Below are 26,110 nucleotides of genomic sequence, written 5' to 3' on the forward strand. Positions count from 1 at the left end.
GGCGTGCCTGCAGGTCAGGCGGTTCGCCCACGTCCAGGTGAGTCCAAGCCGAGGATGAAAGACTGAGAATCATGAGAGACAATCTGGCTCGCGCCGAACGACTGCGACTCGTCGACACCGCCCGCCGTGCGGGCGAGGACGCCCCCACATTATGCGAAGGGTGGACGACCAGGGACCTGGCCACCCACCTCATCATCCGCGAACGCCACCCCTCGGCGGCTCTGGGCATCTTCGTCTCGAAGTTCGACGACCGCAGACGGGCGAAGGAGAACGACTACGCGTCGATGCCCTATGCTCAGCTGCTCGGCCTCGTCGCCTCCCCGCCGAAGTGGACTCCGGGTGCTCTGCCCGGCGTCGAGTCCGCGATGAACACGACCGAATTCCTCGTTCACCACGAGGACATCCGCCGCGCAGCCATCGAGTGGATCCCGCGCCGGCTCTCACAGTCGGAGACCGCGACCGTCTGGGCGCAGACGAAGGTCGCACTCCTTCCCTTTGCCGCGAACGCCGACGGCCCCGTGACGATCGAGGCACCGGGCTTCGGCACCCGCTCCGCCGGCAAGAAGCGCGAAGGCGACGGCGTCACGATCACCGGTGCACCGCTCGAGCTCCTCCTCTACCTCATGGGCAGGCAGGACCACGCCCTCGTCGACGTGCGCTGAAGGTCGGGATTTCCTCCACCGGATCGGGGGATTGGTCCCTGTCGCGAGGCGGCTGCGGCTTCCTAGGCTGGTCTCATCAGCCATCGCAGAGGAGACTCACACATCATGAACGCAGCACCCGCACCGACCCCCGGACAGTTCGACCAGCCCCAGAGCACCGGCCCGGCCCTGCCGCCCCATTCGCCGCTGGGCTACCCGGACGCCCCGCAGAGCTACCAGGCCGCCGGCAGCTATCAGCATCAGCGCACCGAGGAGGACCCGGGCAAGGTGCTCGGCATCATCTCACTGGTCGCTACGCTCTCGACCTTCCTCGGATTCAACTTCATCGGCCCCGTCGTCGGCATCATCACCGGTCACATCGCTCGCAGGCGCTCGCGTGAGGACGGTCGCGCCGACAACGAGATGGGCAAGTGGGGACTCATCCTCGGCTACGTCTTCCTCGGACTGCTCGTCCTCGGCTGGGTGCTCGGCATCTCGTTCGGCATCGTCAGCGGACTCGCCGGTCTCATGGCAGGCTGAGTCCGGCTCGGCCACCTGGCCGCCTCTCGGCAGTGCCCACGGTCCCCGGTCGGCGGCGTCTCGCATCCTCACTTCTGAGGGCGAGGCGCCGCTTCGCTGTGTCCGACGGAACACTCGAGGGCCGTCATCGTGTCCGCGACGCTGAAGCCGAGATCCCGGTTGAGTGCGAGCATCGGTCCGTTGTTCGTCGCCGTGTACGTCTGCACCCATTTCGCCGAGGCGGTCGCCGGCACCGCCGGCAGCTGACGCAGATTCGCGACCTTGAGCGCCCGACCGATTCCCCGCCCCCGATAGGCGCGGTCGACGAGCGTGTCCTCCTGGATGACGATCTCCGGGGCATGGACCGAGACCATGATCTCCGTATACCCGACGGCGAGATCTCCCACATGGGCCATCGAACTGACCAGGACCCACCCCTGATCGTCCATCCGCTCCTCATGGCTGCGGATTGCGGCGGTGCTCGCGTGAGTGACCGGTCGGGTGAGGTCACCGACGGGTACGTCCTCATCCATCTGCTCCCGCAGCCTGGTCCAGGACTCGAGGACCTCTTCCGGGCATGCACCGATCCACGAGGTGACCGAGAAGTCCGGCTCCGTCTTGAGCACGGGCACGGTCGTCGAGGCCCCAGAGTCCTTGTACCGGTCGGCATCGGCGCGCAGATACGCGGGCAGATCGAGCAGCAGCCGGTGCTCCTCATTGCCCACACTCATGCCCCGTGTCTCGGCGAACGCGACCCCGGCCGGGCAGTAGGTCTCGGTCTGGACGATCACCGACGGTCTGTCGACGTCGGCGAGGATCTGCTCGACCGCCTCGGCGAGGGCAGTGCCGACACCGTGGCGACGGTGGGGCGGGATGACCCCGAGCTCGGCATACGCCGGCGATTCGTCCGTGAGGTTGATCTCGGCTCCGCCGACGGCCTCCTCACCGAGGTGGGCGACCAATGCGATGTCCGTCTTGTCCGTGCGCGGATGGGCGAACTGGGTCACCGTCGTTTCGGGGCTGCGCCACCAGGCCGCAGTGCGATCGTCGGTGTAGGCGATGCGCATGAGGTCGTTCCATGCGACCAGCGCGTCCTCATCCGTGTGATCGATGCGGGTGATCCGAATCTCAGACATGAGATGAGTCGACCACGGCCCGAAGGTGTTTTCAAGCACATCGGGGTCGCTGGAGCCGGTTCACCGAGGCTCGTCGGAGCCGTCATCGGGGCTGTCACCCGGGCCCAGGTGGGACGGATCGGTGGGGTCCGCCTCGGCGTGGGGGTCGTGCTTGGGCAGGCGGGAGCCGATGTGCGCGCCGGGTTTGGTCATCACCCGGTAGACGAGCCACGCGCCGAGGCTGAAGACGATGATGATGGCGAAGGTGAGGAAGATGACCGCACCGAGACCGGGTTCCATCATTTGGCCATTCGTCGACGGTCGAAGTAGTTCGCGAAGCGGGCCTTGAACGAGCCCATGCCGATCGAACCGCCCACCCGCACGATCGGCTTGCGACCGGTGGGGACGGCGTTGACCACGGATTTCACGCTGCCCCAGGACTTCGAGAGTTCGTCGACATTGACAGCCCAGTCATCGGGGATGACGACCGTGACCGAACCCATGCCGGCGACGATCTCGACGTCGATGGTCTGCAGATCCGTGTCGACCTCGAGGAAGTTCAGCTCGATGTTCGACATCGAGGGTTCGCAGCGGATGTAAGGCGGCACGGCCCAGCGTGCGCGGCGGACCTCGGACTCCCAGCCGGCCTTGATGACGAGCGGATCGAGGAGGTTGTGTCCCTGGATCGCCTGCCCGCGGTCAGCGGCGGGCGCGATCGCCGAGGTGGGGCGGAAGCGATCGGAGGGAAGTTCGGTGGTGAGGTCGGCGAGCACCTCGTCGAGGTCGATGGGGAACTTCGCGGCGTGGACCTTCTCCATCCGTTCGTCGAGCTCATCGACCGTGATCCGTCCGTCCCCGGCGGCTTCGCGGAGGACTTCGATCGCCTCGTCACGTTCCTTGTGGCCGATGCGGAAGGTCTTCGCGGGGTCGTTGTCGGCGGGACCGGAGAGGTTGGGCTGGGTCATGATCTCTATCGTGCCTGATCGTGCGGTGAGCGACAACGGCGGGAGTCTCGGGGGCCGTGACGGGGTAGGGAGCTGAGAGATCGGGGGAGGGCGCAGGGGCCGTGTCTCGTGTCAGTCGTTGGCATTAGGCTAGGGGACGTGTCCACCGCACTGTACAGAAGATACCGCCCAGAGACCTTCGACGAGGTCATCGGTCAAGAGCATGTGACCGATCCGCTGAAGGCCGCGATCGACCGCGGCCGCATCAACCATGCCTATCTGTTCTCCGGGCCGCGCGGGTGCGGAAAGACCACCTCGGCGCGGATCCTCGCCCGGTGCCTCAACTGTGAGAAGGGGCCGACACCGGTGCCCTGCGGTGAATGCCCGAGCTGTCGGGACCTGGCCAACGGCGGCCCCGGTTCCCTCGACGTCGTCGAGATCGACGCGGCCAGCCACAACGGTGTCGACGATGCCCGTGACCTGCGGGAGAGGGCGATCTATGCGCCTGCCCGCGACCGGTACAAGGTGTTCATCCTCGATGAGGCGCATATGGTCACATCGCAGGGATTCAACGCCCTGCTCAAGATCGTCGAGGAACCGCCGCCGCACATCAAGTTCGTCTTCGCGACCACCGAGCCGGAGAAGGTCATCGGCACGATCCGTTCGCGAACCCACCACTATCCCTTCCGGCTGGTCCCGCCCGAGGCGCTGACGAACTACCTCGAGGATCTGTGCGGTCGGGAGGATGTCAACGTCGCCAAGGGCGTGCTGCCCCTGGTCGTGCGTGCCGGCGGCGGTTCCGTGCGCGACACCCTGTCCGTGCTCGATCAGCTCATCGCCGGTTCGGGGCCCGACGGAGTCGACTACGGCCGGGCCATCGCGCTGCTCGGCTACACCCCGGACTCGCTGCTCTCCGACATCGTCGATGCCTTCTCCGCCGGTGATGGTGGAGGGGTCTACCGTGCCGTCGAACGCGTCATCGAATCCGGTCAGGACCCCAGGCGCTTCGTCGAGGACCTGCTCGAGCGCTTCCGCGATCTCATCGTCATCAATGCTGCCCCCGAGGCGGCCCATGCCTTCCTGCCCGAGGTGCCGCCGGACCGGTTGGAACGGCTCACCCTGCAGGCCGCCGGCTTCGGCCAGGGGGAGCTCTCCCGCGCCGCGGATCTGCTCAATGAGGGATTGACCGAGATGTCGGGGGCGACCTCGCCGAGGCTGCAGCTCGAACTCATCTGCGCGCGCATTCTGCTGCCTGGTTCCGGTCGCAGCCGCGACGCCGTGCTCAGCCGCATGGAGCGGATGGAGCGTCGGATCGGCATGTCGGCCACCGGTGTGGCAGCGAATCTGCCCCCGGCGCAGGCACCGGACCAGGGTCAGGCTCCGGGGTCGGGGCAGGTTGCTGGCCAGACGCAGGGCCAAGCGCCTGGTCAGGCGTCGGGTCAGGGGCGCCCCGCCGGGCTGGAGCCGACGGGCGTTGCCGGACGAGGCGACGGAGCGCAGGCGGCAAACGCACCTGCGGGACAGCCCCGGACTGCCGATCACGACGACTTCGATGACATCGCCGCCATGGCCGTCGCCGCAGAATCGATGCTCAACGAGCCCAATACACCGGCTCAGCCTGATCAGTTCCAGGAGTCTCAGGCGCAGCCGGCCCAGCGGGATCGACCGGTCCAGCCGGGTCAGTCTCAGCCGGAGGGGGCGCAGCCGGTGCAGCGGCCGGAGCAGTCTCAGGAGTCTCAGCGGCCGCAGCAGGCCCAGCAGGATCGACCGGTCCAGTCCGACCGGCCCGCGCAGCATGACCGATCCGCTCAGACTGACCGATCTGCACAGACCGATCGGTCCGCACAGCCGGAGCGGCCCACTCACCCGTCGGAATCTGCGGCCGCATCAGCATCTCCGCGTAGCGACGAACGAGCGCAGGATCCTCGCCGCGAATCAGCATCCGCGCCGGAGCCGGGGAACCAGCAGCCCGAGAACCAGCGGCCCGAACCGGCCGCGCCACCGGCCGAACCACAGCGTCAGGTGCCCGAACCGACCGCTTCCGAACAGGGGCCAGTGTCGGCACCGGACTCGTCGTCGCCCTCCGGGCAGGGGGAGACCTCGCAGACTGAGCAGGCAGCGGCACCCGAAGCCACCTCGGTGGCGGGATCGGGAGATATCGGCGGAGAGATCGAAGCGATCCGTCGCGCCTGGCCGAGCATTCTCGCCGCCGTCGAGAAGCGCAGCCGCCTCACCCGCGCGATCATCGCGGCCAACGCGATTCCGCAGTCATTCTCCGACGGGGTCGTCTACCTCGGCTTCAACAATCCCGGATCCGTCCAGGGCTTCCAACAGCGCGACCATGGCGCCAAACTGGCCGCCGCCATCAACGACGTGCTCGGCATCCAGGCGCGCATCGACGTCGGCGATGTCGGCCGGATCGGAGGCGGAAACGCATCCGGCGGACATCAGGGCAAGGGAGCTTCGGCCCCGCCTATGAACGACGCCGGGGGCAATCACGGCCCGGCGCCCAGCCAGCGCCGCCCGAGCCCGCAGGAAGTCGCCGCGGTCGTCGGCACCCGCGAAGTCGACAAACCACGGGTCGATCACGAGAAGTTCTGGGAGCCCAGCGGACCGACTCAAGGCCCCTGGTCCTCCGACGACGAGGAGGGAGAACAGCCGGGGCCACCCAGCGAACCGACTCCTGAGAACAACCGCCCCGACGACGAGGGCGAGTCCGAACAGGCTCCGGCGAATCCGGACAAGCCAGAGTTCGGCGCCCCCGAGTCTGGCATCGCCGACCTTGTCGACGACCACGCTGCGAACGAAGGTGCCGCCACACAGGCGCACCCGGACGAATCGGACACACCGGTCGAGCCCGCCACCGTTGCCGACGAACATGGCGCCGAAGCCGATGCCCCGGAGATCGTCGTGCCCGATCTCTCCGACGATGACTTCTTCGGAGCTCCCGTCGACCAGGCGCCCGAAGGTGTCGGTGGCAGCGGCGCAGATTCTGGCGACCAGGACTGGCGATCCGACAGTCGGTCGGCACATCCCGAGGGCGAGACACCGGCCGATGAAGGGCACGCGCATTCCCCGGATGCGCAGTCGCAGCCATCCGATGAACCGGGTCTGTCGCACGATGACGACAACTCAACGATGGAATACGTCCAGCCGCGGTGGGACGAGCCGAACTGGCACGATGGACCCGACACCGGTCCGACGGCCACCGCTTCCGCCGATGTCGATACGACGAGCGCAGGCAGCGGTGCGGTCGATGTCGGAGCCGTGGTCGTGCCTCCACCCGACGACGACCTCGACTACCCCGACCTCAGTGACACCGGTGACTTCGGGGGAGAGGCCGCGGCATCGGCCGTGCAGACATCGTCCCTCGCCCACACCCCGCCGCCGAACCGCGCAAACGAATCCAAACCCTTCAAGTCCCGCTTCGCCGCCCTCGCGGAGAAGCACGGTGTCCACACGACTCCGCCCGGTGGAACTGATTTCGGATCTGCCCCACAGACCAACGCCGGGGCCAGCACCCAGCCCAGCGCCGCCTCGGCGCCGGGGTCCGACCCCTACCCGCAGGCCACGGGATCGGACGAGGACGAGTATGATCCGGAAACGGACCTCGACGTCTCCGAGGCACCCCAGATCGGGGTCGACGTGATCGCACGCGTCCTCGGCGGCGAAATCATTGACGAAAGAGAAGTATGAGCGCTGTCTACGAAGGTGCCCTCCAGGATCTCGTCGAAGAGTTCGGCAAGCTTCCGGGCATCGGGCCGAAATCGGCGCAGCGACTCGCCTTCCACATCCTCCAGACCGACTCCAGCGACGTCAACGCGCTCGCGCAGGCGCTCACCGACGTGAAGAAACGTGTGCGGTTCTGCGAAATCTGCGGCAACGTGTCCGAAGAGGCCGAATGCACGGTCTGCCAGGACCCGCGTCGCGACCGGTCGATGATCTGCGTGGTCGAAGAGCCCAAGGACGTCGTCGCGATCGAACGCACCCGCGAATACCGGGGTCTCTATCACGTCCTCGGGGGAGCGATCGATCCGATGGCCGGCGTCGGTCCGGACAACCTGCGGATCAAGGAACTCATGACCCGCCTGCAGGACGGTGAGGTCAAGGAGACCGTCATCGCGACCGACCCGAACCTCGAAGGCGAAGCAACCGCCACCTACCTCGTCAGGCTGCTCGGTTCGCTCGGTGTGACCGTGACTCGCCTGGCCTCGGGCCTGCCCGTCGGCGGTGACCTCGAATATGCCGATGAGGTCACTCTCGGCCGGGCATTCTCCGGCCGCCGCGAGATCGACTGAACGCCGTCCCGGCCTTCGCCCAGTCGGCTTGTCCTGAACTGAACCGCGGTCATTCGCACCCTTGACACCATATCGATAATCGTGAAATATATTGTTTATCGATATATCGAGAAACGATAAGCGTTCGACAACGGCGGGACGAGGACCGAGTGCTCGGTCGATCGCCCGTCCAGGCGGAAAGGCACTGTCATGTCACCGACGTCCGAACAGAAGCCGCACGATGATCCACAGAAGCGCAAGGCCTTCGGCACCGGTTACGAACTCTGGATCGGTCTGGCGGTGGGGCTCTACGTCGTCTACGCAGTCACCGATCTCATCACCGGACTCGTCCATTCCGAGGTCTCGCTGTCGGTGGACTTCGAAGATGACGCGGTGTCCGCGCTCGACGTCCCGAACGGCACCGCCTCGTTGCGCGGACTCACCGAGATCTCCGTGGCTACCGGCGATGTCTCCGCGGGGGCAGTGGTCTTCGTGATCATCGCGAAGATCGCTCTCATCCTCACCGTTCTCGGCGCTGCGATCTCCCTTGTGCCGGTCATCCGTGACATCGCCGCAGGCACCCCTTTCACGTCCCGGGCGTCCCGCGCCTTCAGCGTGCTCACCTGGATCGTGGTAATCGGATGGATCATCTACTTCATCACCATGATGCTCGGCAGCAACTGGATCGCCGCCGATATCGGCATCGGTGACGGAGTCGGACCGGGCATCACCGTGATGCAGTCGTGGCTGGTTCTCGGAATCCTCGGCGGGGCCGAGCTGCTGCGCCGCTGCTTCCGTTCGGGCCGGAAGGCCCAAGAAGAACTCGAAGGGCTTGTGTGATGGTCGAAGAGTTCGACTCATCACGCGTCATGTGCCACCTCGATGCGCTGCTCACACAGAGGGATCTCAGCCTCACCGAATTGTCCAAGCGCGTCGGCGTCTCCCTGGCGAACCTCTCCGTGCTCAAGAACAACAGGGCGAAGGCCGTGCGCTACTCCACCCTCATCGCTTTGTGCGAGGTCCTCGACTGCCAGCCCGGAGACCTCTTCACGGTCGAACGCCGACCGAGGTGAGCGGTCGAGGTCTCGGCGGCTCGCAATGCCTGCAATATAACGATTTCTGAGCAGGGGCTGAACGGCCTGCGACCGACCCGCGTCTCGCCTATCAGGACAGCGAACGGAGGGGGCGCCGATGGTCGGCATCCGGCCCGGTCAGAGGCTGTCTGAATGGCGGTCGAAGGTGAACCGAAATGACCTACCTCATACAATGGTCGAGGTGCCGGGAGCCCGACACGGCTGAAATCCTGATCGATGGAGCACGAGATCTCCATGTTTGGAACCATGGAATCGATCGCCTGGCACGGAACTTATCAGCGATAAGGAAGATACTTCAGTGAGCATAGTCGTCCAGAAGTTCGGTGGGTCCTCGGTAGCCGATGCAGAATCGGTCAAGCGGGTGGCCAAACGAATTGTCGAGTACCGTCAAGCCGGCCACGAGGTAGTCGTCGTGGTGTCGGCCATGGGAGACAGTACCGACGATCTCATCGACTTGGCCCAACAGGTCTCTCCCATGCCCCCCGCCCGCGAACTCGACATGCTGCTGACCGCCGGTGAGCGCATCTCGATGGCGGTCCTGGCCATGGCGATCGCCAACCTCGGCTTCGAAGCCCAGTCATTCACCGGTTCTCAGGCCGGCGTCATCACCGATGAGCAGTTCGGCAAGGCCCGCATCATCGACGTCACCCCCGGCCGCATCCGCTCCTCCCTCGACGAGGGATACGTCGCCATCGTCGCCGGATTCCAGGGAGTCAGCCAGACTGCGAAGAACATCACCACACTCGGCCGCGGCGGCTCCGACACCACGGCCGTGGCGCTGGCTGCCTCCCTCGATGCCGATGTGTGTGAGATCTACACCGATGTCGACGGCGTCTTCACCGCCGATCCGCGCATCGTGCCCACGGCACGCAAGATCGATGAGATCGGGTATGAGGAGATGATGGAGATGGCCGCCTCGGGCGCCAAGGTCCTCATGCTCCGCTGCGTCGAATACGCCCGCCGCTACAACGTGCCCGTGCATGTGCGGTCCTCATTCTCTCGCAACCAAGGAACCTGGGTGACCGATTCACCCATCCCAGAAGCCTTCCGACAGGGACGGGGACCATCGACCCCGGAAGCGGAATCAGAAACGGAGTCCACCATGGAACAGGCAATCATCTCTGGCGTCGCCCATGACCGGTCGGAGGCCAAGGTCACGATCGTCGGCGTTCCCGATGTCCCGGGCAAGGCGGCCGAGATCTTCAAGACCCTGGCCAAGCAAGAGGCGAACATCGACATGATCGTCCAGAACATCTCCACCCGTGAGCCGGGCAAGACGGACATCTCCTTCACCCTGCCCATGGACGACGGAGCCAAGGCGCTCGAAGCTCTCGACGCGGTCAAGGCCGAGATCGGCTTCGACCAGGTCCGCTACGACGACCAGATCGGAAAGCTCTCTGTCGTCGGCGCCGGTATGCGCTCCCACCCGGGCGTAACCGCGACCCTGTTCGAGGCGCTCAGCGACGCCCAGGTCAACATCGACATGATCTCCACCTCGGAGATCCGCATCAGCGTCGTCACCCGAGCAGACCTGCTCGACGACGCCGTCCGGGCCGCGCACGCCGCCTACGGACTCGACAGCGAAGACAACGAAGCAGTGGTGTACGGAGGTACCGGACGATGAGTGTGAATATCGGAGTAGTCGGAGCAACCGGCCAAGTCGGAGGCGTCATGCTCGACCTCCTGGCCGACGATCCCGGGTTCGAGATCGGGACCCTGCGCCTGTTCGCCTCGGCCCGTTCGGCCGGGAAGACCGTTGACTTCAAGGGCCAGTCCATCACCGTCGAAGACACCGCCGAGGCGGATCCGTCCGGACTCGACATCGCCCTGTTCTCCGCCGGCGGAACGACCTCGCGTGCCCAGGCAGAGCGTTTCGCCGCCGCCGGGGTCATCGTCGTCGACAACTCCTCGGCTTGGCGCTCGGACCCAGAGGTTCCGCTCGTCGTCAGCGAGGTCAACCCCGAGGCTCTCGACGCGGTGTCCAAGGGCATCATCGCGAACCCCAACTGCACGACCATGGCCGCCATGCCCGTGCTCAAGGCTCTCCACGCCGAGGCGGGACTGTCCCGCCTCATCGTCGCGACCTACCAGGCGGTGTCCGGTTCGGGCCTGTCTGGAGTCGAGGAACTCGCCAGCCAGCTCGAGGCCGGCATCCCCGATGCCCGGAAGCTCACCACGGACGGAAACGCTGTGAACCTGCCGGCACCGGAGAACTACGTCGAACCGATCGCGTTCAACGTTCTGCCGATGGCCGGATCGGTCGTCGACGATGGTCAGAACGAGACCGACGAAGAGAAGAAGCTGCGCAACGAGAGCCGGAAGATCCTCGGCCTGCCCGAGCTCCTGGTCGCCGGCACCTGCGTGCGCGTGCCCGTCTTCACCGGCCACAGCCTGAGCATCCACGCCGAGTTCGACTCGGAGATCAGCCCCGAGAAGGCCACAGAGGTGCTCGGTCAGGCTCCCGGAGTCGTCCTCGACGAGGTTCCGACCCCTCTCAAGGCCGCAGGGAAGAACCCCAGCTTCGTGGGACGCATCCGCGCGGACCAGTCGGCACCAGCCGGCAAGGGACTCGTCCTCTTCGTATCCAACGACAACCTGCGCAAGGGTGCGGCACTCAACACCGTGCAGATCGCCGGCCTGCTGGCCGCGAAGCTCGAGGCACAGGCCGCCTGATCGCAGCCGCCTCGGTGAGGTGATCGTCGCGATCGGCCCCCGAAAGGCTGGGGGCAGCGCGGCAGCTGAGACCATGAACCGCCCGGGAGGATTCTCCCGGGCGGTTCGTCGTCTCGCGGGAGCATCGCTTGGCCGCTCGGGTAACGCGAAACTCGAAAGACGCGTCGTCAGCGACGTGCTTTTCGAGTTTTGCGCTACCTGAGGGCCGGAGGTGCGGCGAGCGCGCCGCAACACATAAAAGCGTTGCTATATATAAATATTTATATTAGTGGCGAGCCGCTGATCTGAGTATCGTCGTCGATGTTGACCACGTTGAACTCAGTTTTGAAAGGCCCACCATGACATCTTCCCGCATCGCTCTCACCACCGGAGCCATCGCCGCCTCGACGGCCTTGGTCCTCAGCGGTTGCGGAGGAGGATCTGCCGCTTCCGGCTCTGACTCCGGTTCGGGGGATCTGAAGGTCGTCACCTCGACGAACGTCTACGCCGACATCGTCTCCCAGGTTGCCGGAGACTTCGCGGAAGTGACCCCGATCATCGATGACCCGAACCAGGACCCGCACTCCTACGAGGCGACCACACAGGACCGTCTCAAGCTGTCGAAGGCCGACCTCGTCGTGGAGAACGGCGGCGGCTACGACGCCTTCATGACCACGATGCTCGAAGCCTCGGATGCTGATGTGGAGACGATCGATGCTGTCTCGATCTCCGGTCTTCCCGGTTCCGAGGGCCTCGGCAACGAACCTCACGACCACGGGCACGAACACGGTGATGATGAGGAAGAGGCCCACGGTGGCGGTCACACCCACGAAGAGGGTGACGAGCACGAGCACTCCGACGAGGGCGATGAGCACTCCGAGGAAGAGCACGAAGGACATGACCACGAGGGCCACGATCACGGCGAGTTCAACGAACATGTCTGGTACTCGGTGCCGACGATGACGAAGCTCGTCGACGAAGTGGCCGACCACCTCGGCGAGGCTCTGCCGGAGCACAAGGACGACTTCGCTGCGAATGCGAAGGACTACAAGAGTGAACTCGGGGGGCTGCAGGACGATATCGATGCGGTGAAGAAGGAGCACGGCGGCGAGAAGGCCGCGGCGACCGAACCTGTGCCGCTGTGGCTGTTTGACGATATGGGTCTGGAGAACATCACCTCTGATGAGTTCCTCGAGGCCGTCGAAGAAGGCAATGATGTGCCGCCTCTGGTGCTCAAGGCCGCGAAGAAGCAGATCTCCGACGGGGAAGCCGTGGTTCTTGGTTACAATACTCAGGCGGCAGGTCCGCAGGCGGAAGAGCTCAAGTCCACGGCTGAGGACTCCGATGTTCCGGTCGTCGACCTCGCCGAGACCATGCCGGAAGGTGAGCACTACACTGACTGGATCGGCGGCTACGTCTCCGACATCTCGACAGCTCTCGAAGGACACAAACACTGACAATGGCAAAAGAATCCGACGCTTCCGCACCGACGTCACTCCGGGAGCCGGTGATTCGCCTGCGCGGGGCCGAACTGCGGTTCGGTCCCCGCGTGCTCTGGCATGATCTCGACCTCGACGTCGCGCCGGGGGAGTTCGTGGCGGTCCTCGGCCCCAACGGCACCGGCAAGACCTCGCTGCTCAAGGTATTACTCGGGCAGAACACGCTGTCCGCCGGCACTGCTGAGGTCGGCGGCAGGCAGGTCCATTCGGGCAACCCGGCCATCGGCTACATACCCCAGCAGCGCGGAATCGACCCGCACACCCCGATGCGCGGGCGCGACCTCGTGCGGATGGGCATCGACGGTCACAAATGGGGGATGGGCCTGCTCTCGCGAGGCCGGAAGAAGAAGGTCGACGAGCTGCTCGCCGCTGTCGGTGCCACCGACTACGCCGATGCGCCCGCGGGCACCGTCTCCGGCGGTGAGCTGCAGCGACTGCGAGTGGCCCAGTCCCTGGCCAACGATCCCTCCGTGCTCCTGTGCGACGAACCGCTGCTCTCTCTCGATATGCATCACCAGAAGGTCGTCGCGGCACTGCTGAATGAGCAGCGGGTCGAACCTGACACCGCGGTTGTCTTCGTCACCCACGAGATCAACCCGATCCTGCCCTACGTCGACCGGATCCTCTACATCGTCGGCGGACACTTCCTCGTCGGCACCCCCGCCGAGGTGATGACCACCGAGTCGCTGTCCCGCCTCTACGGCTCCCCGGTCGAGGTCGTGCAGGTCGGTGGACGCCTCGTCGTCGTCGGCGGCGAAGAGGAGTGCGTGGACCACCATCACATGCCCGATGAGGAATTCGATCTGGACGCGGCGGTGAACCGATGAGTATCACAGAGATCTTCGGCAACCTCTTCACCTTCGAAGACTACGGCGAACTCGTCGGTCTGCTGGCCAATTCCCTCATCGCTGCCGCACTCCTCGGCGTCGTCGGGGGTCTCATCAGCGTCTTCGTCATGGCCCGCGACATTCCCTTCGCCGTCCACGGAGTCTCCGAACTCTCCTTCGCGGGAGCCGCCTTCGCCCTGCTCATCGGCTTCGACGTCGTCGCCGGATCGATCGTCGGATCGATCGTGGCGGCACTGATCATCGGAGTCGGCGGAGCCAAGGCCTCGGAGAAGAACGCCATCATCGGTGTGCTCATGCCGTTCGGTCTGGGGTTGGCGATCCTCTTCCTCGCCCTCTATGACGGGCGCGCAGCCAACAAGTTCGGGCTGCTGACCGGGCAGATCGTCGCGATCACCCCGAGCCAGATCCTCACCCTGATCATCTGTGCCCTCGCGGTTCTGGTGGTGCTTGTGATCGTGTGGCGCCCGCTGCTGTTCTCCAGCCTCGATCCCGAGGTGGCCCGGGCCAAGGGAGTGCCGGTCTCGTTGCTGACGATCGTCTTCATGCTCACCCTCGGACTGGCGGTGGCGCTGAGCGTGCAGGTCGTCGGCGTCCTCCTCGTCCTCGCCCTGCTCATCACCCCGGCGGCCGCGGCCACGCAGCTCTCCGCCTCCCCAGTGTGGGTGCCGGTGCTCAGTGTGATCTTCGCGGTGACAGCCTCGGTGGGCGGCATCCTCATCGCCCTGGGTTCTCCCGTGGTACCGATCAGCCCGTTCGTCACGACGATCTCGTTCCTCATCTACGTCGTCTGCCGCCTCGTCGGGGGACGCCGGATGAAGTCCCTGCACCGACGCCGCGCCGCTCGTGCGGCCAAAGACCACAACACATCCCAGCCCGCCACCCCTTAATTGCTACCTGACGGCGGCGCAGCAACGTGGCGCGAGGTTGCTGGGCCGCCGTCAGGTAGCAAGGGGAGGGGATAGAGTTGGGGAAATGAAGAAGCGCGCTCTCCTCGCCGGTGCTCTCGCCGTCCCCGCGGCCGCCGGCATCTGGGGTGCGGTCATCGAACCGCATCTCTTCGCCATCCGTCGACATACCCTGCCGATCCTGCCGGCCGGGGCGCAGAGCATCCGCGTCCTCCACGTCGCCGACCTGCACCTGGCACCGTGGCAGAAGCACCGCGCCTCCTGGGTCAAGGCGCTCACCCGGCTGCAGCCGGATCTCGTCGTCAACACCGGCGACAACCTCTCCGCCGACATCGTGCCCGAGGTCCTCGACGTCTTCTCGGGCCTGCTCGACGTTCCCGGCGTCTTCGTCCTCGGGTCGAACGACTTCTTCTCTCCGCAGGCGAAGAATCCGGCGAAGTATCTGCGTTCCCCCTCGGAGGTCAAGCACCGTGTCGACCCCGACCTCGACGTCAAGGCCCTTGTTCGCGGGTTCGAAGGCGAATCCGCGACGGGCGGGGCCGGTTGGCATTTCCTCGACAACGCCGAGGCGGCCCTGACAATCAAGGGCACCCGCATCGATTTCTCCGGTCTCGGTGATGCTCACATCGACCGTGACCGCATCCGGTGGAGTGGGGAAGCGGCGGGAGACGGCGTGCTCGAGCATCCGCGCTTCGACCCGGAGGCCGGTCTCAAGGTGGGCGTGACGCATGCCCCGTATTCGCGGACCTTGGAGGCGTTCGCCTCGGCGGGGGCGGATCTCATCATGGCCGGGCACACGCACGGCGGACAGATCCGGGTGCCCTTCTGGGGAGCACCGGTGACGAACTGCGATCTGGATCGGACACGCGCGAGAGGCGTCTTTTCCTATCGTGGCAGCCTCGTCGAGATCTCCGCCGGCCTCGGCTTCTCACCGTACTCACCTGTGCGTTTCGCCTGCCGACCGGAAGTCAGCGTCCTCGAACTCGTCGCCCGGGTCTGACTCGTTCAGCGGTTTCTGAAGATTTGCACAAGGCGAATTCGCTAAACTTGTTTTCATGGTGTCTCCTGAGTCAAACCCCACTCCGACCAAGATGGGCGCGTTCATGCAGTTCGTCGCCGTCAGCGCGGTGGCGGGCATCGTCGCCGCCGGTCTTGCCATCCCCGGAGTCGGCGTAGCCACAGCCAGCGCGAACAGCGCGGTCGAGATCTTCGATTCGCTTCCCGCCACCTTGGAGATCAAGGATCTCGGCGAGAAGTCGACGATGCTCGCCTCCGATGGGTCCAAGCTCGCGGACTTTTACTGGCAGAACCGCCAAGAGGTGCCGCTGGACGAAATCTCGGACAACATGCAGAATGCGACGATCGCCGTCGAGGACTATCGGTACTTCGAACACGGCGGCGTCGATATCGAGGGCATCGCCCGTGCAGCGGTGCACAATATGGTGTCCTCGACGACGCAGGGCGGATCGACACTGACCCAGCAGTACGTGAAGAACGTGCTCGCCGAGAACGCCCACGCCGAGGAGAACGAAGAAGGCGTCGCAGCGGCGAAGGAGTCCGAAGGCACCGCCGGCTACGCGCGTAAGCTGCGTGAGGCCAAGCTCGCTGTTGCGGTTGAGAAGAAGTATGACAAGAAAGAAATCCTCAACCGCTACATGAACATCAACAACTACTCGGGATCTCCGAACGTCTACGGCGTCGAAGCCGCCGCCTACCGGTACTGGGGCATCCACGCGAAGGATCTCAACATCCAGCAGTCGGCGATGCTCGCCGGAATCGTGCAGAACCCTTCCGCGTTCAACCCGCAGCGGTTCCCCGACCAGGTACTCAAACGCCGCAATACTGTGCTCGGGCAGATGCTCAAGTACAAGCACATCACGCAGAAGGAATACGACAAGGCGGTCAAGACCGACCTCGACCTCGATCTGCATGAGACGCCGAACGGCTGCTCGGCGGCCAAGAGCAAGTCAGAGTTCTTCTGCAACTACGTCCAGAACGTCATCATGAATGATGACACCTTCGGCGACACAGTCGATAAGCGACTCGCCTTCCTCCAGCGTGGCGGCCTGACGATCAAGACCAGCCTCAATCCCGATATCCAGAAGATCGCGGACAAAGAGGTTAAGAAGCGTGTGCCCGTCGGTGACCCCTCCGGTGCCGGTCACGCGCTGGTGACGATCGAACCCGGCACCGGTGAGGTCATCGCCATGGCCGAGAACCGTGAGTACACCGCCGGAGAGGTCAAGAAGAAGGACAAGAACAAGAAGACCTCGATCAACTACACCGTCGACAAGAAGCACAACGGCGGTGGCGGATTCCAGGTCGGTTCGACATGGAAGCCCTTCGTGCTGGCCACATGGCTGAAGGAAGGCAAGAGCCTCAACACCACAGTCAACGCCACGAAGCGCAACTTCCCAGCGAGCTCTTGGAAGTACAGCGGCTGCCCGAACATGGGCGGCGACTGGGATCCGAACAACGCCGGCGACGGCGAGGGAAAAGGCTCGATGACCGCGCTCGAAGCGACGAAGAAGTCCGTCAACACGGGCTACGCCGCTATGGGCAATCAGCTCAACATGTGCGACATCATGGACACTGCGATGGATCTGGGCATCCGCTACGGCAGCGGCGAGACCCTCGACTACAAGAACAAGCAGGGCTTCATCCAGGCCCTGTCGCCCTCATCCATCCTCGGTACGACCGAGACCACCCCGATCGCCATGGCCGCGGCATTCGCGACCTTCGCGAACGAAGGAGAGTTCTGCGGCCCCAAGCCGATCACCGAGATCAAGGACCGCAACGGGAAAAAGGTCGATGTTCCGGGCGAAGGCTGCAAACGAGTCCTCGACAAGGACGTGGCCAAGGGCGTCGCGTATGCGCTGACGCAGACCTTCAACGGTGGTACGACCACCGGTCTCGGAATCGGCGTGCCTGCCGGTGCGAAGACCGGTACGACGAACTTCGACGTCGGCCACACCTGGCTGCTCGGGTTCACGAAGACCCTGGCAACTGCGGTCTGGACAGGTGACCCCAGCGGAACCCGCGACTGGCGTACCAACGGCGCCGGTGCCGTGCGCGGACACATCTACGGTGCCACGATCTCCGGTAAGACCTGGCAGGCCTACATGAGCCAGGCGGTCAAGGAGACCAAGGGCAATACCGGCTTCCCCAAGCCCAGCGGCAAGTACTTCCAGGGCGGCGGCTCCGGAGGCGGCGGCGGATCGTCGACCAACGGCCGCAGCGGCGGCGGTGGTGGCGGTACCGGCGGTGGCGGCTCGTCGAACGGCGGCGGTGGAGGCACCGGCGGCGGCTCGTCGAACGGCGGCGGTGGAGGCACCGGCGGCGGTGGCGGTGGCAACGGCGGAGGAGATGGCGGCGACGGCGGAGGAGATGGCGGCGACGAGGCACCAGGTCTCGGCGGCAACTGAGACGTCCGCGTCGTCATCCCGGCGTCCGGTCGATCGGGCCCGCTGATCGTGTGAGGCGCGGTGGTCACCACGACCACCGCGCCTCCTCTGATTCAACCGGCGTACTCTGCGCCGGCCCCGTCGGGACCGCCGCCTGGTTCACGGCCGCCTCCTTCATCGACTGACCGACGGCGTTCAGCGAGCTATCAAGAGCGCCGCCGCCGTGTCTCCCCACTTGACGCAACGGCCTCACTGAAAAAGGTCTTCTCGGATAGTGTTGGGATTGGCACCTGCCAATGTTGAAGAGACAACCGAGGAGAATCATGACCAAGTGGGAATACGTCACCGTGCCGCTCATCGTCCATGCGACGAAGCAGATCCTCGATCAGTGGGGCGAGGACGGTTACGAACTCGTCCAAGTCGTCCCCGGTCCGGACAACAACGGCCTCGTCGCCTACCTCAAGCGCCCGAAGGAATAGGCGAAACCCCGGCGCCGAGGTAGCTGCCAGCCCTCCCGGGTCCGCCGTCATCGTTCACACCACCAACGTCGAAAGAGCAACCATGTCGAAAACTCTTGACCGCCTCACCGAACTCGGCCTCGAGCTGCCCGAGATCGCCGCTCCTGCCGGTGCCTACGTTCCCGCACTGCGCACCGGTGACTACGTCTACACCTCCGGCCAGCTGCCTGTCGTCGACGGCAAACTGCCGGCCACCGGCCACATCGGCTCCGACGTCGATCTCGACACCGGCTACCAGCTGGCCCGCACCGCCGGACTCAACGCCCTGGCCGCGATCGCCGGCGTCATCGGCGACCTGGATCAGATCGTGCGCGTCGTCAAGGTCACCGGCTTCGTCAACTCCGCCGATGACTTCACCCAGCAGCCGGCCGTGATCAACGGCGTCTCCGAACTCTACGGCGAGATCTTCGGCGACCGCGGTCAGCACGCCCGCAGCGCCGTCGGCGTGAACACCCTGCCCCTGGGCACCCCGGTCGAGGTCGAGGTCGTCGTCGAGGTTGCAGGCGATGCCGCTTAGCGGACGCACCCTTCCCGTCTCGTCGGAACTGCGCTGGCTGCTCGACCAGTGGCAGTCCGACGGACGGTGGCCCGTCCCTGAGGCCCCACGCCCCACCTCGGCGATCGTGCTGATCAGGGACGCTGTCGACGGTCTTGAAGTCTTCATCACCCGACAGCTCGACGCCCGGGGCGTCGAGGACCGCAATCGGTGGGCATTTCCCACCACCAGCCTGCGCCCGGGCGATGTGCGCAAACTGCCGCTGGCCGGGTGGAACTCCGCCCGCTGCGCACGGGCACTGAGCATCGAGAACAGATCCCGCGCCCTCCACCACTTCTCCGCAGCCGCACGCATCGCTTTCGCCGCCACCGGCGTTCTGCTCGCCGAAGACGTCGACCGTGAGATCGTCGCCGCCCCGCAGACAGATTGGCGAGGCACCCGATCCCGGCTGTTCACCAACGAAGTCTCCTGGTCGCAGATCCTGCGTGACCGTGACCTGCGCCTGCGCCCCGACCTGTGCAAACCGTGGCTGCGCTGGATCAACACGCCCACCCAGCTGCACCGCTTCGACACCACCTTCTTCATCGCGACCGTACCCTTCGGACAGGAGGTCGACTTCCTGTCACCGAACGAGACCTCCGGCGGGTGGAAACGCCCCGGTCAGATCCTTGCCGAAGCCGGAGGCGACCCCAACAGCATCGGTGCCAGCGCCCGACTCATCGTCGAAAGCCTCGCCGAGGTCGCCACCGTCGGAGCAGCCATGGCACAGGTGCGCAACGTCCATCCTCTGCGCCCCGAGGTCATCAGCGTCGACGGCGAGTGGAAGGTCGTCATCCAAGCCGGCAAGGACCCGCACGGGAAGGGATCGCTGCGCGACCGGGCGATTGCCGTCGGTGAGAACGACAACGACCAGAACCCTGGCTTCCTGACCTTCAGCGGCGATGACGACGAAGACGACCGAACAGACGAGGAGAGCGAGGACTCATGAGAATCCGCGCGAACAACCCCGGCCCGATGACCCTGACCGGAACTAACACGTACGTGCTCACCAGCCAGGACGATACCTCGGCGGTCGTCATCGATCCCGGCCCGGAGATGGCCGATCATCGTGAGGCCTTCCTCGCCGAGGTGGCCGACCGGGATCTGCGCGCGATCGTGCTCACCCACCAGCACGCCGACCATTCGGAGATTCTCGGCAGCATCGACCAGTGGGCCCCCGAGGTGCCCGTCTATGCCGTGCTCGAGCGCTTCGCCCGGCACACCGATCCCGTGGCTGACGGGGACGAGATCGCTTTCGGCGACACCCCGGCCGACGTCCTGCGCGTCGTGGCCACCCCCGGCCACACCAGCGACAGCATCAGCCTCATCCACGCCGGAGCCCTCTACAGCGGCGACACGATCCTGGGGGAGGGGACGACGATCGTCACCCACCCCGAAGGGTCGCTGCGCGACTACCTCGACTCCCTCGGACGCCTCAGGACGCTGCTCGACGAGGGCGAGTTCGCGATCATCGAACCCGCCCACGGCCCGCGCATCGATGACCCCGCCAAGGTGATCGACTACTACCGCACCCACCGCCTGGAGCGCATCGAGCAGGTCAGGTCCGCTCTGACGCAGGGGGCGACGACCGCCGCCGAGGTGTGCGACATCGTCTACCATGACGTCGATGCGAGCGTGCGACCGGCCGCCGAGCAGATCGTCAAGGCCCAGCTGGCCTACCTCGACGCCCTTCCCGTCGCCGACGACGCCTGAGAGACCGACGACGCCTGAAACACCTTCGTCTGAGCGGCGGCCAGGACTCCACCGCCACTCTGATCCCGGACATGACGAACGCCCCAGCCGATCGGCTGGGGCGTTCGTCACGCGTGCGGCATCGGGGCCGCGGGAGGATCAGCGGGCGCGGTTGCGCATCCGGTCCATGTCGAGGATGACGACCGAGCGGGCCTCGAGGCGGATGAAGCCGCGGGCGGCGAAGTCGGCCAGAGCCTTGTTCACGGTCTCACGGGAGGCACCGACGAGCTGCGCGAGCTCTTCCTGGGTGAGGTCGTGGGCGACGAGGACACCGTCCGGGGCCGGCTTCGAGAACCGGGCGGCCAGGTCGAGCAGCGCCTTGGCGACACGTCCGGGCACATCGGAGAACACGAGGTCGCCGACGGTCTCATTCGTCCGACGCAGACGCTGCGCGAGAGCCTTGAGCAGGTTCATCGCGGCCTGCGGGCGCTCATGGAGCCAGGTGGTGAGGTCCTCGTGCTTGAGGCTGAGCAACTCGGACTGGGAGACAGCGGTGACGGAGGTCGAGCGTGGGCCCGGATCGAAGAGGCTGAGCTCACCGATGATCTCGCCGGGGCCGACCACGGAAAGCAGGTTCTCGCGACCGTCGGAGGACTCCCGGCCGATCTTGAGCTTGCCGCTGGAGACGATGTAGAGCTCATCGCCGGCATCGCCTTCATGGAAGAGCACGGTTCCCCGACGGAGACTCCGCGGGTTCATGAACTTCATCAATGCACTGGTGGCTTCATCGTCCAGACCTGCGAAGAGCGTCGCGCCCCGCACCACTTCAATATCCACTGGTTCCTCCTTGTCGTGATAATCACACATAAATCTACCTGGTCAACAGCATCGATACCAGCAAAGACGCGGGAGTGTGGCCCATGAGTATGAAAACCCGCCCTGCCCGCGACCCTCACATCACCGCCGAGCCGACGTCACAGCCCGCGCCACTCTACTCCTCCGGGCACCTGACCACCTGATGTGAGCGGCCTAACTGCGGATTGTGGAGGCACGGATTAGGATGGTGAGTCGTGTTGACGGTGGCAGAGAAGAGCGCACGGAAGTTCGCGAAGGAGACCCCGCTGGGGCGGACGCGACGGGCCCGGAAGATCCATCGCATCCTCGCTGAGGTGTATCCGAACGCGAAGTGCGAACTCGACTTCGACACCCCGTTCCAGCTGCTCATCGCCACCGTCCTGTCCGCGCAGACCACCGACATCCGCGTCAACGCCGTCACCCCGGGCCTCTTCGCCGCCTTCCCCGATGCGCATTCCCTGGCCGTGGCCAACCTCATCGAGGTCGAGGAGCTCATCCGCTCCACAGGCTTCTACCGCGCGAAGGCCCGCAACATCGTCAAGCTCGCGAACGAACTCGTCGATGACTACGACGGAGTCGTGCCGGACCGGATGGACAAGCTCGTCAAGCTCGCCGGTGTCGGTCGCAAAACCGCGAATGTCGTCCTCGGCAACGCCTTCGACACCCCTGGTCTGACCGTCGACACGCACATGGGCAGGCTGGCCCGCCGGTTCGGATGGACGGAGGAGACCGACCCGGTCAAGGCCGAACACGACATCGCCGCCCTGTTCCCGAAGAAGGACCTCACCCTGCTCTCGCATCGGGTGATCTTCCACGGCCGCCGCATCTGCCACTCCCGCAGGCCAGCCTGCGGAGCCTGCCCGCTGACGGATCTGTGCCCGTCCTTCGGGATCGGGGAACTCGACCCGGACAACGCCCGCGCCATGCTCAGATTCGAAATGGCCCCATTGGCCACCCCCGCCGAGGCAGCCGCCGCCGACATGACGGCCGTGACCACCGCTGACGCTCCCGAGGCCGAGAAGTGAGCACCGGGATCCCCGACTTGCCACCCGAGTCCGCGACGATCGCGGACGGAGCGCTGAGGGGCCAGCTCGAGGAGCTCGCGACCTCACACGGTTCGCCGCTGTGGCTGCGGCGGCAGAAGGACTCGGCGGAGGACCAGGCGCGGGACGCCGCGGTGCTCATGCTCTTCGGGCGTGGGGGAGCGCCGCGAACCGATGCCGGACGGGCCGAGGCCAGTCGCCTGTCGGACCTCGGCGTCGCCGACGTCGACATCGTCCTTCTCCAGCGCGCGGCGACGCTGCGGCACCACCCCGGACAGGTCGCCTTCCCCGGCGGCGGACGCGACCCCGAGGACGCATCGATGTCCGCGGCGGCGCTGCGTGAGGCCGAAGAGGAGGCCGGAATCCAACCTGACACCGTCGAAGTGCTCGGGGAGATGGATCCGCTCTATATTCCGGTCTCGAAGTTCGAGGTCACCCCGGTGATCGGCTACTGGAGGACACCCGGAGCGGTGCAGGTGATGGACCACCGCGAGTCCTATTCCGTCTACCGTGTGGCCATCGCCGACCTCGTCGCCCCGGCCAACCGCGGCACCTTCGCCCGCCCGGATCTGGGGCTCACGACCCCGGCCTTCGACGTCGGTGTGCTCAAGGTGTGGGGCTTCACCGCCGGCATCCTCGACTTCGCCCTCGACCACCTCGGCTGGGCGGGGGGCTGGGACAAGCAGGCTCCCATCGCCATCGACTTCTGAGCGGACAGGCGACTGAGCGGGCACGCTCTGCCAGTACACGCTTTCGCACAGTTTGCGCTTCTTTATCGGTGCATAGTGAATACGCAAGGAGGCGCCGGACGTGATGTCCGGCGCCTCCTGTGTGTCTCGGGGGTTCTCTGGCGGTGGCTCTCAGGTGCGAAGCGTGTTCAGTACCTCGGGCCTGAGGGGTTCTTGACCGCGCGCTTGACCGAAGCGACCAGCGACTTCGCCGAGCCGATCGCCGTGCCCGGCACCGGGTTGCCCTTCTTGAACAGCGGCAGGGCGACGAGGACGAGGATGATCGCGATGACGGCGAGGATGCCGAAGACGATGAGGAAGCTGCCCCACCACGGCCAGTCGAGGCCCTCGTGGAAGGCGGCCGCGCCGGCGAAGATCACCATGAAGGAGGAGAGGAAGAGCAGGAAGAGGGCGACGATGGCGAGACCGGCGCCGATGCCCAGGTTCTTGGCTCCGGCAGTGGCCTCGGCCTTGGCCAGCGCAATCTCTTCTTCGGCGATCGCTTTGGAATCGTCGCTGATGCCTTTGATCAGTTCGCTGATCGACCGTTCGGCCATGAGTGCTCCTAAATCGAGAACGAGAGGACAATCTAACTAAAGAGTAGTCTGAAGGCGCCCTGCGGCCAAAGGCGAACCGGGCGAAAACTGAGAAAACCCGCCGGATCCGGACCGCGCAGCTGCGCTGCAGCCGTCCGTCACCGGCGGGTCGTCCTCAGCGAACGGACCGTGTCGCCGCCGAGGGGCTTCGACTCAGGATTCGGCGACCGACTTCTCGATGCCCTCCATCACCGAGGCATCGGCCAGCGTCATCGTATTGCCGACCTCTCGGTTCTCCGCGACGTCCTTGAGCAGTCGACGCATGATCTTGCCCGACCGGGTCTTCGGCAGATCGGTGACGATGTGGACCTTCTTCGGCTTAGCGATCGGACCGATGTCCTTGCCCACGTGCTGACGCAGCTCCTCGGCGGTCTCCGGGGAGTCCTCGACGCCGCCCACGACGATGACGAAGGCGATGACCGCCTGACCGGAGGTTTCGTCGGCGGCACCGACCACAGCCGCCTCGGCGACCTTGGAATGGGCGACGAGGGAGGACTCGATCTCCGCGGTCGACAGACGGTGGCCGGACACGTTCATCACATCGTCGACGCGACCCAGGAACCAGATGTCTCCGTCCTCGTCGCGGCGGGCACCGTCACCGGCGAAGTACGTGTCCTCGAACCGTGACCAGTAGGTCTCCTTGAAACGCTCCGGATCTTTCCAGATGCCGCGCAGCATCGACGGCCAGGGCTGACGGATGACGAGCAGACCGCCCTCCGGTCCGGCCGGATTCTTCCCGGTGTCGTCGACGACATCGACGGAGATGCCGGGGATCGGGCGCTGCGAGGAACCGGGCTTCGTCGACATCACTCCGGGCAGGGGAGCGATCATGTGCGCACCGGTCTCCGTCTGCCACCAGGTGTCGACGATCGGGCAGCGTTCGCCGCCGATGACGCGGTGGTACCAGCGCCAGGCCTCGGGGTTGATCGGTTCGCCGACGCTGCCGAGCAGGCGCAGGCTGGACAGATCGTACTTGCCCGGGATCTCCTCGCCCCACTTCATGCAGGTGCGGATCGCCGTCGGGGCGGCGTAGAGGGTCGTCACCTTGTACTTCTCGACGATCTCCCACCAGCGGCCCTGGTGCGGAGTGTCGGGGGTGCCCTCGTAGACGACCTGCGTCATCCCCGCGGCCAGGGGACCATAGGCGACATAGGAGTGTCCGGTGACCCAGCCGACGTCGGCGGTGCACCAGAAGACATCGGTCTCCGGCTTCGCGTCGAAGACGGCCTTCATCGAGTACAGCACCTGCGTGAGGTAGCCGCCGGTGGTGTGGAGGATGCCCTTGGGTTTCCCCGTCGTGCCGGAGGTGTAGAGGATGAACAGCGGGTTCTCCGAGTCGAAGAACTCGCATTCGTGCTGATCGCTGGCTTTGTCCACCGTGTCGGACCACCATTTGTCGCGGCCGTCGACCCAATCGACGTCCTGACCGGTGCGGTTGACGACGATGACGTGGTCGACGGGCGTGTCACCGGCCGACAGTGCCTCGTCGACGGCCGGTTTGAGGCTGGTGGGCTTGCCTCGGCGGTAGCTGCCATCAGCGGTGATGACCACGCGTGCCTCGGCATCGATGATGCGCGAGCGCAGCGCGTCGGCGGAGAATCCGCCGAAGACGACCGAGTGGGCGGCGCCGAGGCGGGCGCAGGCGAGCATCGAGATCATCGCCTCGGGGATCATCGGCAGGTAGATGGCGACGCGGTCGCCGGCCTTGACGCCGAGATCGGTGAGCGTGTTGGCCGCCTTCGACACTTCGGCGAGGAGTTCGGCGTAGGTGAAGACGCGGGAATCGCCCGGCTCGCCCTCGAAGTTGATCGCAACGCGGTCGCCGTTGCCGGCCTCGACGTGGCGGTCGAGGCAGTTGTACGCGACATTGAGTTTGCCGCCGACGAACCACTTCGCGAACGGCGGGTTCGTCCAGTCGAGGACCTCACCGAAGTCCTCGTTCCAATCGACGAGATCACGCGACTGCTCGGCCCAGAAGCCGAGGTAGTCGGCATCGGCGCGTTCGTATTCGTCGGCCTTGACGTTGGCGGCTGCCGCGAACTGCTCGGGTGGAGCAAAGGTCTCGGTCTGCTCGGCACTGGTCTCAGTCATTCTTCCCTCCGACTTCTTTGGTGGATCGAAAATTCCTCTTGAACTGTATACCCGCAGCCTCGGGACGAGACGCTGTGTTTCACCGGATGAACGGTGTGATCGGGGGTAGCCACAACGGAATCGACGTGCTATGGGTCACAGGGAGACGGTGGGG

The 26,110-nt window shown here is 65.6% G+C and carries 25 protein-coding genes; 19 read left to right on the forward strand and 6 right to left on the reverse strand.

Annotation, left to right across the window (positions count from 1 at the left end):
* Positions 1 to 71 precede the first annotated feature (71 nt).
* Together HK401_RS10615 and HK401_RS10620 are read left to right on the forward strand one after the other, a co-directional pair.
* Positions 72 to 662, forward strand: coding sequence for a TIGR03085 family metal-binding protein (locus HK401_RS10615; RefSeq protein ID WP_181274634.1), 591 nt, complete (start codon positions 72 to 74; stop codon positions 660 to 662).
* A 105-nt stretch (positions 663 to 767) separates the two neighbouring features.
* On the forward strand, positions 768 to 1,181 hold the full coding sequence (locus tag HK401_RS10620; RefSeq protein WP_181274635.1) for a DUF4190 domain-containing protein: 414 nt from the start codon (positions 768 to 770) through the stop codon (positions 1,179 to 1,181).
* Between the two features lie 68 nt (positions 1,182 to 1,249).
* Here the strand turns inward: HK401_RS10620 and HK401_RS10625 are convergent, their stop codons facing one another.
* Genes HK401_RS10625 through HK401_RS10635 form a run of 3 tightly spaced genes read right to left on the reverse strand, consistent with a single transcriptional unit; the run spans position 1,250 to position 3,240 of the window.
* Positions 1,250 to 2,296, reverse strand: coding sequence for a GNAT family N-acetyltransferase (locus HK401_RS10625; protein ID WP_181274636.1), 1,047 nt, complete (start codon positions 2,294 to 2,296; stop codon positions 1,250 to 1,252).
* Positions 2,297 to 2,356: 60 nt separating this feature from the next.
* Positions 2,357 to 2,578, reverse strand: a complete 222-nt coding sequence (locus HK401_RS10630) for a hypothetical protein (protein WP_181274637.1) — start codon at positions 2,576 to 2,578, stop codon at positions 2,357 to 2,359.
* Positions 2,575 to 3,240 carry a DUF1707 SHOCT-like domain-containing protein gene (locus tag HK401_RS10635; protein WP_181274638.1) on the reverse strand — a complete coding sequence of 222 codons (666 nt, stop codon included), beginning with the start codon at positions 3,238 to 3,240 and terminating at the stop codon, positions 2,575 to 2,577. Before HK401_RS10635 ends, HK401_RS10630 begins: the two co-directional genes overlap by 4 nt.
* 138 nt (positions 3,241 to 3,378) lie before the next feature.
* Here HK401_RS10635 and HK401_RS10640 point away from each other — a divergent pair, with 138 nt between their 5' ends.
* From HK401_RS10640 to HK401_RS10710, 15 genes are all read left to right on the forward strand, one after another.
* Positions 3,379 to 6,915 carry a DNA polymerase III subunit gamma and tau gene (locus tag HK401_RS10640; RefSeq protein ID WP_181274639.1) on the forward strand — a complete coding sequence of 1,179 codons (3,537 nt, stop codon included), beginning with the start codon at positions 3,379 to 3,381 and terminating at the stop codon, positions 6,913 to 6,915.
* Positions 6,912 to 7,517, forward strand: a complete 606-nt coding sequence (recR, locus tag HK401_RS10645; RefSeq protein WP_181274640.1) for a recombination mediator RecR — start codon at positions 6,912 to 6,914, stop codon at positions 7,515 to 7,517. Before HK401_RS10640 ends, recR begins: the two co-directional genes overlap by 4 nt.
* A gap of 189 nt (positions 7,518 to 7,706) precedes the next feature.
* Positions 7,707 to 8,336, forward strand: a complete 630-nt coding sequence (locus HK401_RS10650) for a DUF2975 domain-containing protein (protein WP_181274641.1) — start codon at positions 7,707 to 7,709, stop codon at positions 8,334 to 8,336.
* A complete protein-coding gene (locus HK401_RS10655) occupies positions 8,336 to 8,569 on the forward strand; it encodes a helix-turn-helix domain-containing protein (RefSeq protein WP_181274642.1) in 234 nt (77 codons plus the stop codon). Before HK401_RS10650 ends, HK401_RS10655 begins: the two co-directional genes overlap by 1 nt.
* A gap of 319 nt (positions 8,570 to 8,888) precedes the next feature.
* Entirely contained in the window at positions 8,889 to 10,214 is a 1,326-nt protein-coding gene (locus HK401_RS10660) for an aspartate kinase (protein ID WP_181274643.1), read from the forward strand.
* A complete protein-coding gene (locus tag HK401_RS10665; RefSeq protein ID WP_181274644.1) occupies positions 10,211 to 11,263 on the forward strand; it encodes an aspartate-semialdehyde dehydrogenase in 1,053 nt (350 codons plus the stop codon). The genes HK401_RS10660 and HK401_RS10665 overlap by 4 nt, the downstream gene beginning before the upstream one ends.
* 338 nt (positions 11,264 to 11,601) lie before the next feature.
* Positions 11,602 to 12,699, forward strand: coding sequence for a metal ABC transporter solute-binding protein, Zn/Mn family (locus HK401_RS10670; RefSeq protein ID WP_181274645.1), 1,098 nt, complete (start codon positions 11,602 to 11,604; stop codon positions 12,697 to 12,699).
* Between the two features lie 2 nt (positions 12,700 to 12,701).
* Entirely contained in the window at positions 12,702 to 13,568 is an 867-nt protein-coding gene (locus HK401_RS10675; protein WP_181274646.1) for a metal ABC transporter ATP-binding protein, read from the forward strand.
* The gene (locus HK401_RS10680) at positions 13,565 to 14,476 is read left to right on the forward strand and encodes a metal ABC transporter permease (RefSeq protein WP_181274647.1); all 912 of its coding nucleotides are present in this window, start codon (positions 13,565 to 13,567) and stop codon (positions 14,474 to 14,476) included. Before HK401_RS10675 ends, HK401_RS10680 begins: the two co-directional genes overlap by 4 nt.
* Before the next feature lie 85 nt (positions 14,477 to 14,561).
* Entirely contained in the window at positions 14,562 to 15,494 is a 933-nt protein-coding gene (locus HK401_RS10685) for a metallophosphoesterase (protein ID WP_181274648.1), read from the forward strand.
* 55 nt (positions 15,495 to 15,549) lie between these two features.
* Entirely contained in the window at positions 15,550 to 17,919 is a 2,370-nt protein-coding gene (locus tag HK401_RS10690) for a transglycosylase domain-containing protein (protein ID WP_181274649.1), read from the forward strand.
* A 302-nt stretch (positions 17,920 to 18,221) separates the two neighbouring features.
* Entirely contained in the window at positions 18,222 to 18,377 is a 156-nt protein-coding gene (gene sp36 / locus HK401_RS10695; RefSeq protein ID WP_009883339.1) for a Sp36 family protein, read from the forward strand.
* 82 nt (positions 18,378 to 18,459) lie between these two features.
* On the forward strand, positions 18,460 to 18,933 hold the full coding sequence (locus tag HK401_RS10700) for a RidA family protein (RefSeq protein WP_181274650.1): 474 nt from the start codon (positions 18,460 to 18,462) through the stop codon (positions 18,931 to 18,933).
* Positions 18,923 to 19,900 (forward strand): NUDIX hydrolase, encoded by a 978-nt coding sequence (locus tag HK401_RS10705; protein WP_181274651.1) that lies wholly within the window; start codon positions 18,923 to 18,925, stop codon positions 19,898 to 19,900. Before HK401_RS10700 ends, HK401_RS10705 begins: the two co-directional genes overlap by 11 nt.
* A complete protein-coding gene (locus HK401_RS10710) occupies positions 19,897 to 20,664 on the forward strand; it encodes an MBL fold metallo-hydrolase (protein WP_181274652.1) in 768 nt (255 codons plus the stop codon). Before HK401_RS10705 ends, HK401_RS10710 begins: the two co-directional genes overlap by 4 nt.
* A gap of 138 nt (positions 20,665 to 20,802) precedes the next feature.
* Here HK401_RS10710 and HK401_RS10715 read toward each other — a convergent pair whose 3' ends face one another.
* Positions 20,803 to 21,480, reverse strand: a complete 678-nt coding sequence (locus tag HK401_RS10715; RefSeq protein WP_181274653.1) for a Crp/Fnr family transcriptional regulator — start codon at positions 21,478 to 21,480, stop codon at positions 20,803 to 20,805.
* A 233-nt stretch (positions 21,481 to 21,713) separates the two neighbouring features.
* On the opposite strand from HK401_RS10715, the gene nth reads away from it, so the two are divergent.
* Both nth and HK401_RS10725 read left to right on the forward strand, forming a co-directional pair.
* A complete protein-coding gene (nth, locus tag HK401_RS10720; RefSeq protein ID WP_373563647.1) occupies positions 21,714 to 22,523 on the forward strand; it encodes an endonuclease III in 810 nt (269 codons plus the stop codon).
* Positions 22,520 to 23,251: an NUDIX hydrolase gene (locus tag HK401_RS10725; protein ID WP_181274654.1), complete on the forward strand. Its 732-nt coding sequence runs from the start codon at positions 22,520 to 22,522 to the stop codon at positions 23,249 to 23,251. The genes nth and HK401_RS10725 overlap by 4 nt, the downstream gene beginning before the upstream one ends.
* 167 nt (positions 23,252 to 23,418) lie before the next feature.
* Here HK401_RS10725 and HK401_RS10730 read toward each other — a convergent pair whose 3' ends face one another.
* The gene (locus HK401_RS10730) at positions 23,419 to 23,826 is read right to left on the reverse strand and encodes a phage holin family protein (protein ID WP_181274655.1); all 408 of its coding nucleotides are present in this window, start codon (positions 23,824 to 23,826) and stop codon (positions 23,419 to 23,421) included.
* Positions 23,827 to 24,018: 192 nt separating this feature from the next.
* A complete protein-coding gene (gene acs, locus HK401_RS10735; protein ID WP_181274656.1) occupies positions 24,019 to 25,956 on the reverse strand; it encodes an acetate--CoA ligase in 1,938 nt (645 codons plus the stop codon).
* Positions 25,957 to 26,110 lie beyond the last annotated feature (154 nt).

The sequence above is a fragment of the Brevibacterium oceani genome (assembly GCF_013623835.1).
In the GTDB taxonomy this organism is placed as follows: domain Bacteria; phylum Actinomycetota; class Actinomycetes; order Actinomycetales; family Brevibacteriaceae; genus Brevibacterium; species Brevibacterium oceani.

Excerpts from the sequence above, each read along its gene's own strand:
- HK401_RS10615 (WP_181274634.1), top strand. The coding sequence starts at position 72 with ATGAGAGACAATCTGGCTCGCGCCGAACGACTGCGACTCGTCGACACC.
- HK401_RS10620 (WP_181274635.1), top strand. The coding sequence starts at position 768 with ATGAACGCAGCACCCGCACCGACCCCCGGACAGTTCGACCAGCCCCAG.
- HK401_RS10625 (WP_181274636.1), bottom strand. The coding sequence starts at position 2,296 with ATGTCTGAGATTCGGATCACCCGCATCGATCACACGGATGAGGACGCG.
- HK401_RS10630 (WP_181274637.1), bottom strand. The coding sequence starts at position 2,578 with ATGATGGAACCCGGTCTCGGTGCGGTCATCTTCCTCACCTTCGCCATC.
- HK401_RS10635 (WP_181274638.1), bottom strand. The coding sequence starts at position 3,240 with ATGACCCAGCCCAACCTCTCCGGTCCCGCCGACAACGACCCCGCGAAG.
- recR (WP_181274640.1), top strand. The coding sequence starts at position 6,912 with ATGAGCGCTGTCTACGAAGGTGCCCTCCAGGATCTCGTCGAAGAGTTC.
- HK401_RS10650 (WP_181274641.1), top strand. The coding sequence starts at position 7,707 with ATGTCACCGACGTCCGAACAGAAGCCGCACGATGATCCACAGAAGCGC.
- HK401_RS10655 (WP_181274642.1), top strand. The coding sequence starts at position 8,336 with ATGGTCGAAGAGTTCGACTCATCACGCGTCATGTGCCACCTCGATGCG.
- HK401_RS10665 (WP_181274644.1), top strand. The coding sequence starts at position 10,211 with ATGAGTGTGAATATCGGAGTAGTCGGAGCAACCGGCCAAGTCGGAGGC.
- HK401_RS10670 (WP_181274645.1), top strand. The coding sequence starts at position 11,602 with ATGACATCTTCCCGCATCGCTCTCACCACCGGAGCCATCGCCGCCTCG.
- HK401_RS10675 (WP_181274646.1), top strand. The coding sequence starts at position 12,702 with ATGGCAAAAGAATCCGACGCTTCCGCACCGACGTCACTCCGGGAGCCG.
- HK401_RS10680 (WP_181274647.1), top strand. The coding sequence starts at position 13,565 with ATGAGTATCACAGAGATCTTCGGCAACCTCTTCACCTTCGAAGACTAC.
- HK401_RS10685 (WP_181274648.1), top strand. The coding sequence starts at position 14,562 with ATGAAGAAGCGCGCTCTCCTCGCCGGTGCTCTCGCCGTCCCCGCGGCC.
- HK401_RS10690 (WP_181274649.1), top strand. The coding sequence starts at position 15,550 with ATGGTGTCTCCTGAGTCAAACCCCACTCCGACCAAGATGGGCGCGTTC.
- sp36 (WP_009883339.1), top strand. The coding sequence starts at position 18,222 with ATGACCAAGTGGGAATACGTCACCGTGCCGCTCATCGTCCATGCGACG.
- HK401_RS10700 (WP_181274650.1), top strand. The coding sequence starts at position 18,460 with ATGTCGAAAACTCTTGACCGCCTCACCGAACTCGGCCTCGAGCTGCCC.
- HK401_RS10705 (WP_181274651.1), top strand. The coding sequence starts at position 18,923 with ATGCCGCTTAGCGGACGCACCCTTCCCGTCTCGTCGGAACTGCGCTGG.
- HK401_RS10710 (WP_181274652.1), top strand. The coding sequence starts at position 19,897 with ATGAGAATCCGCGCGAACAACCCCGGCCCGATGACCCTGACCGGAACT.
- HK401_RS10730 (WP_181274655.1), bottom strand. The coding sequence starts at position 23,826 with ATGGCCGAACGGTCGATCAGCGAACTGATCAAAGGCATCAGCGACGAT.
- acs (WP_181274656.1), bottom strand. The coding sequence starts at position 25,956 with ATGACTGAGACCAGTGCCGAGCAGACCGAGACCTTTGCTCCACCCGAG.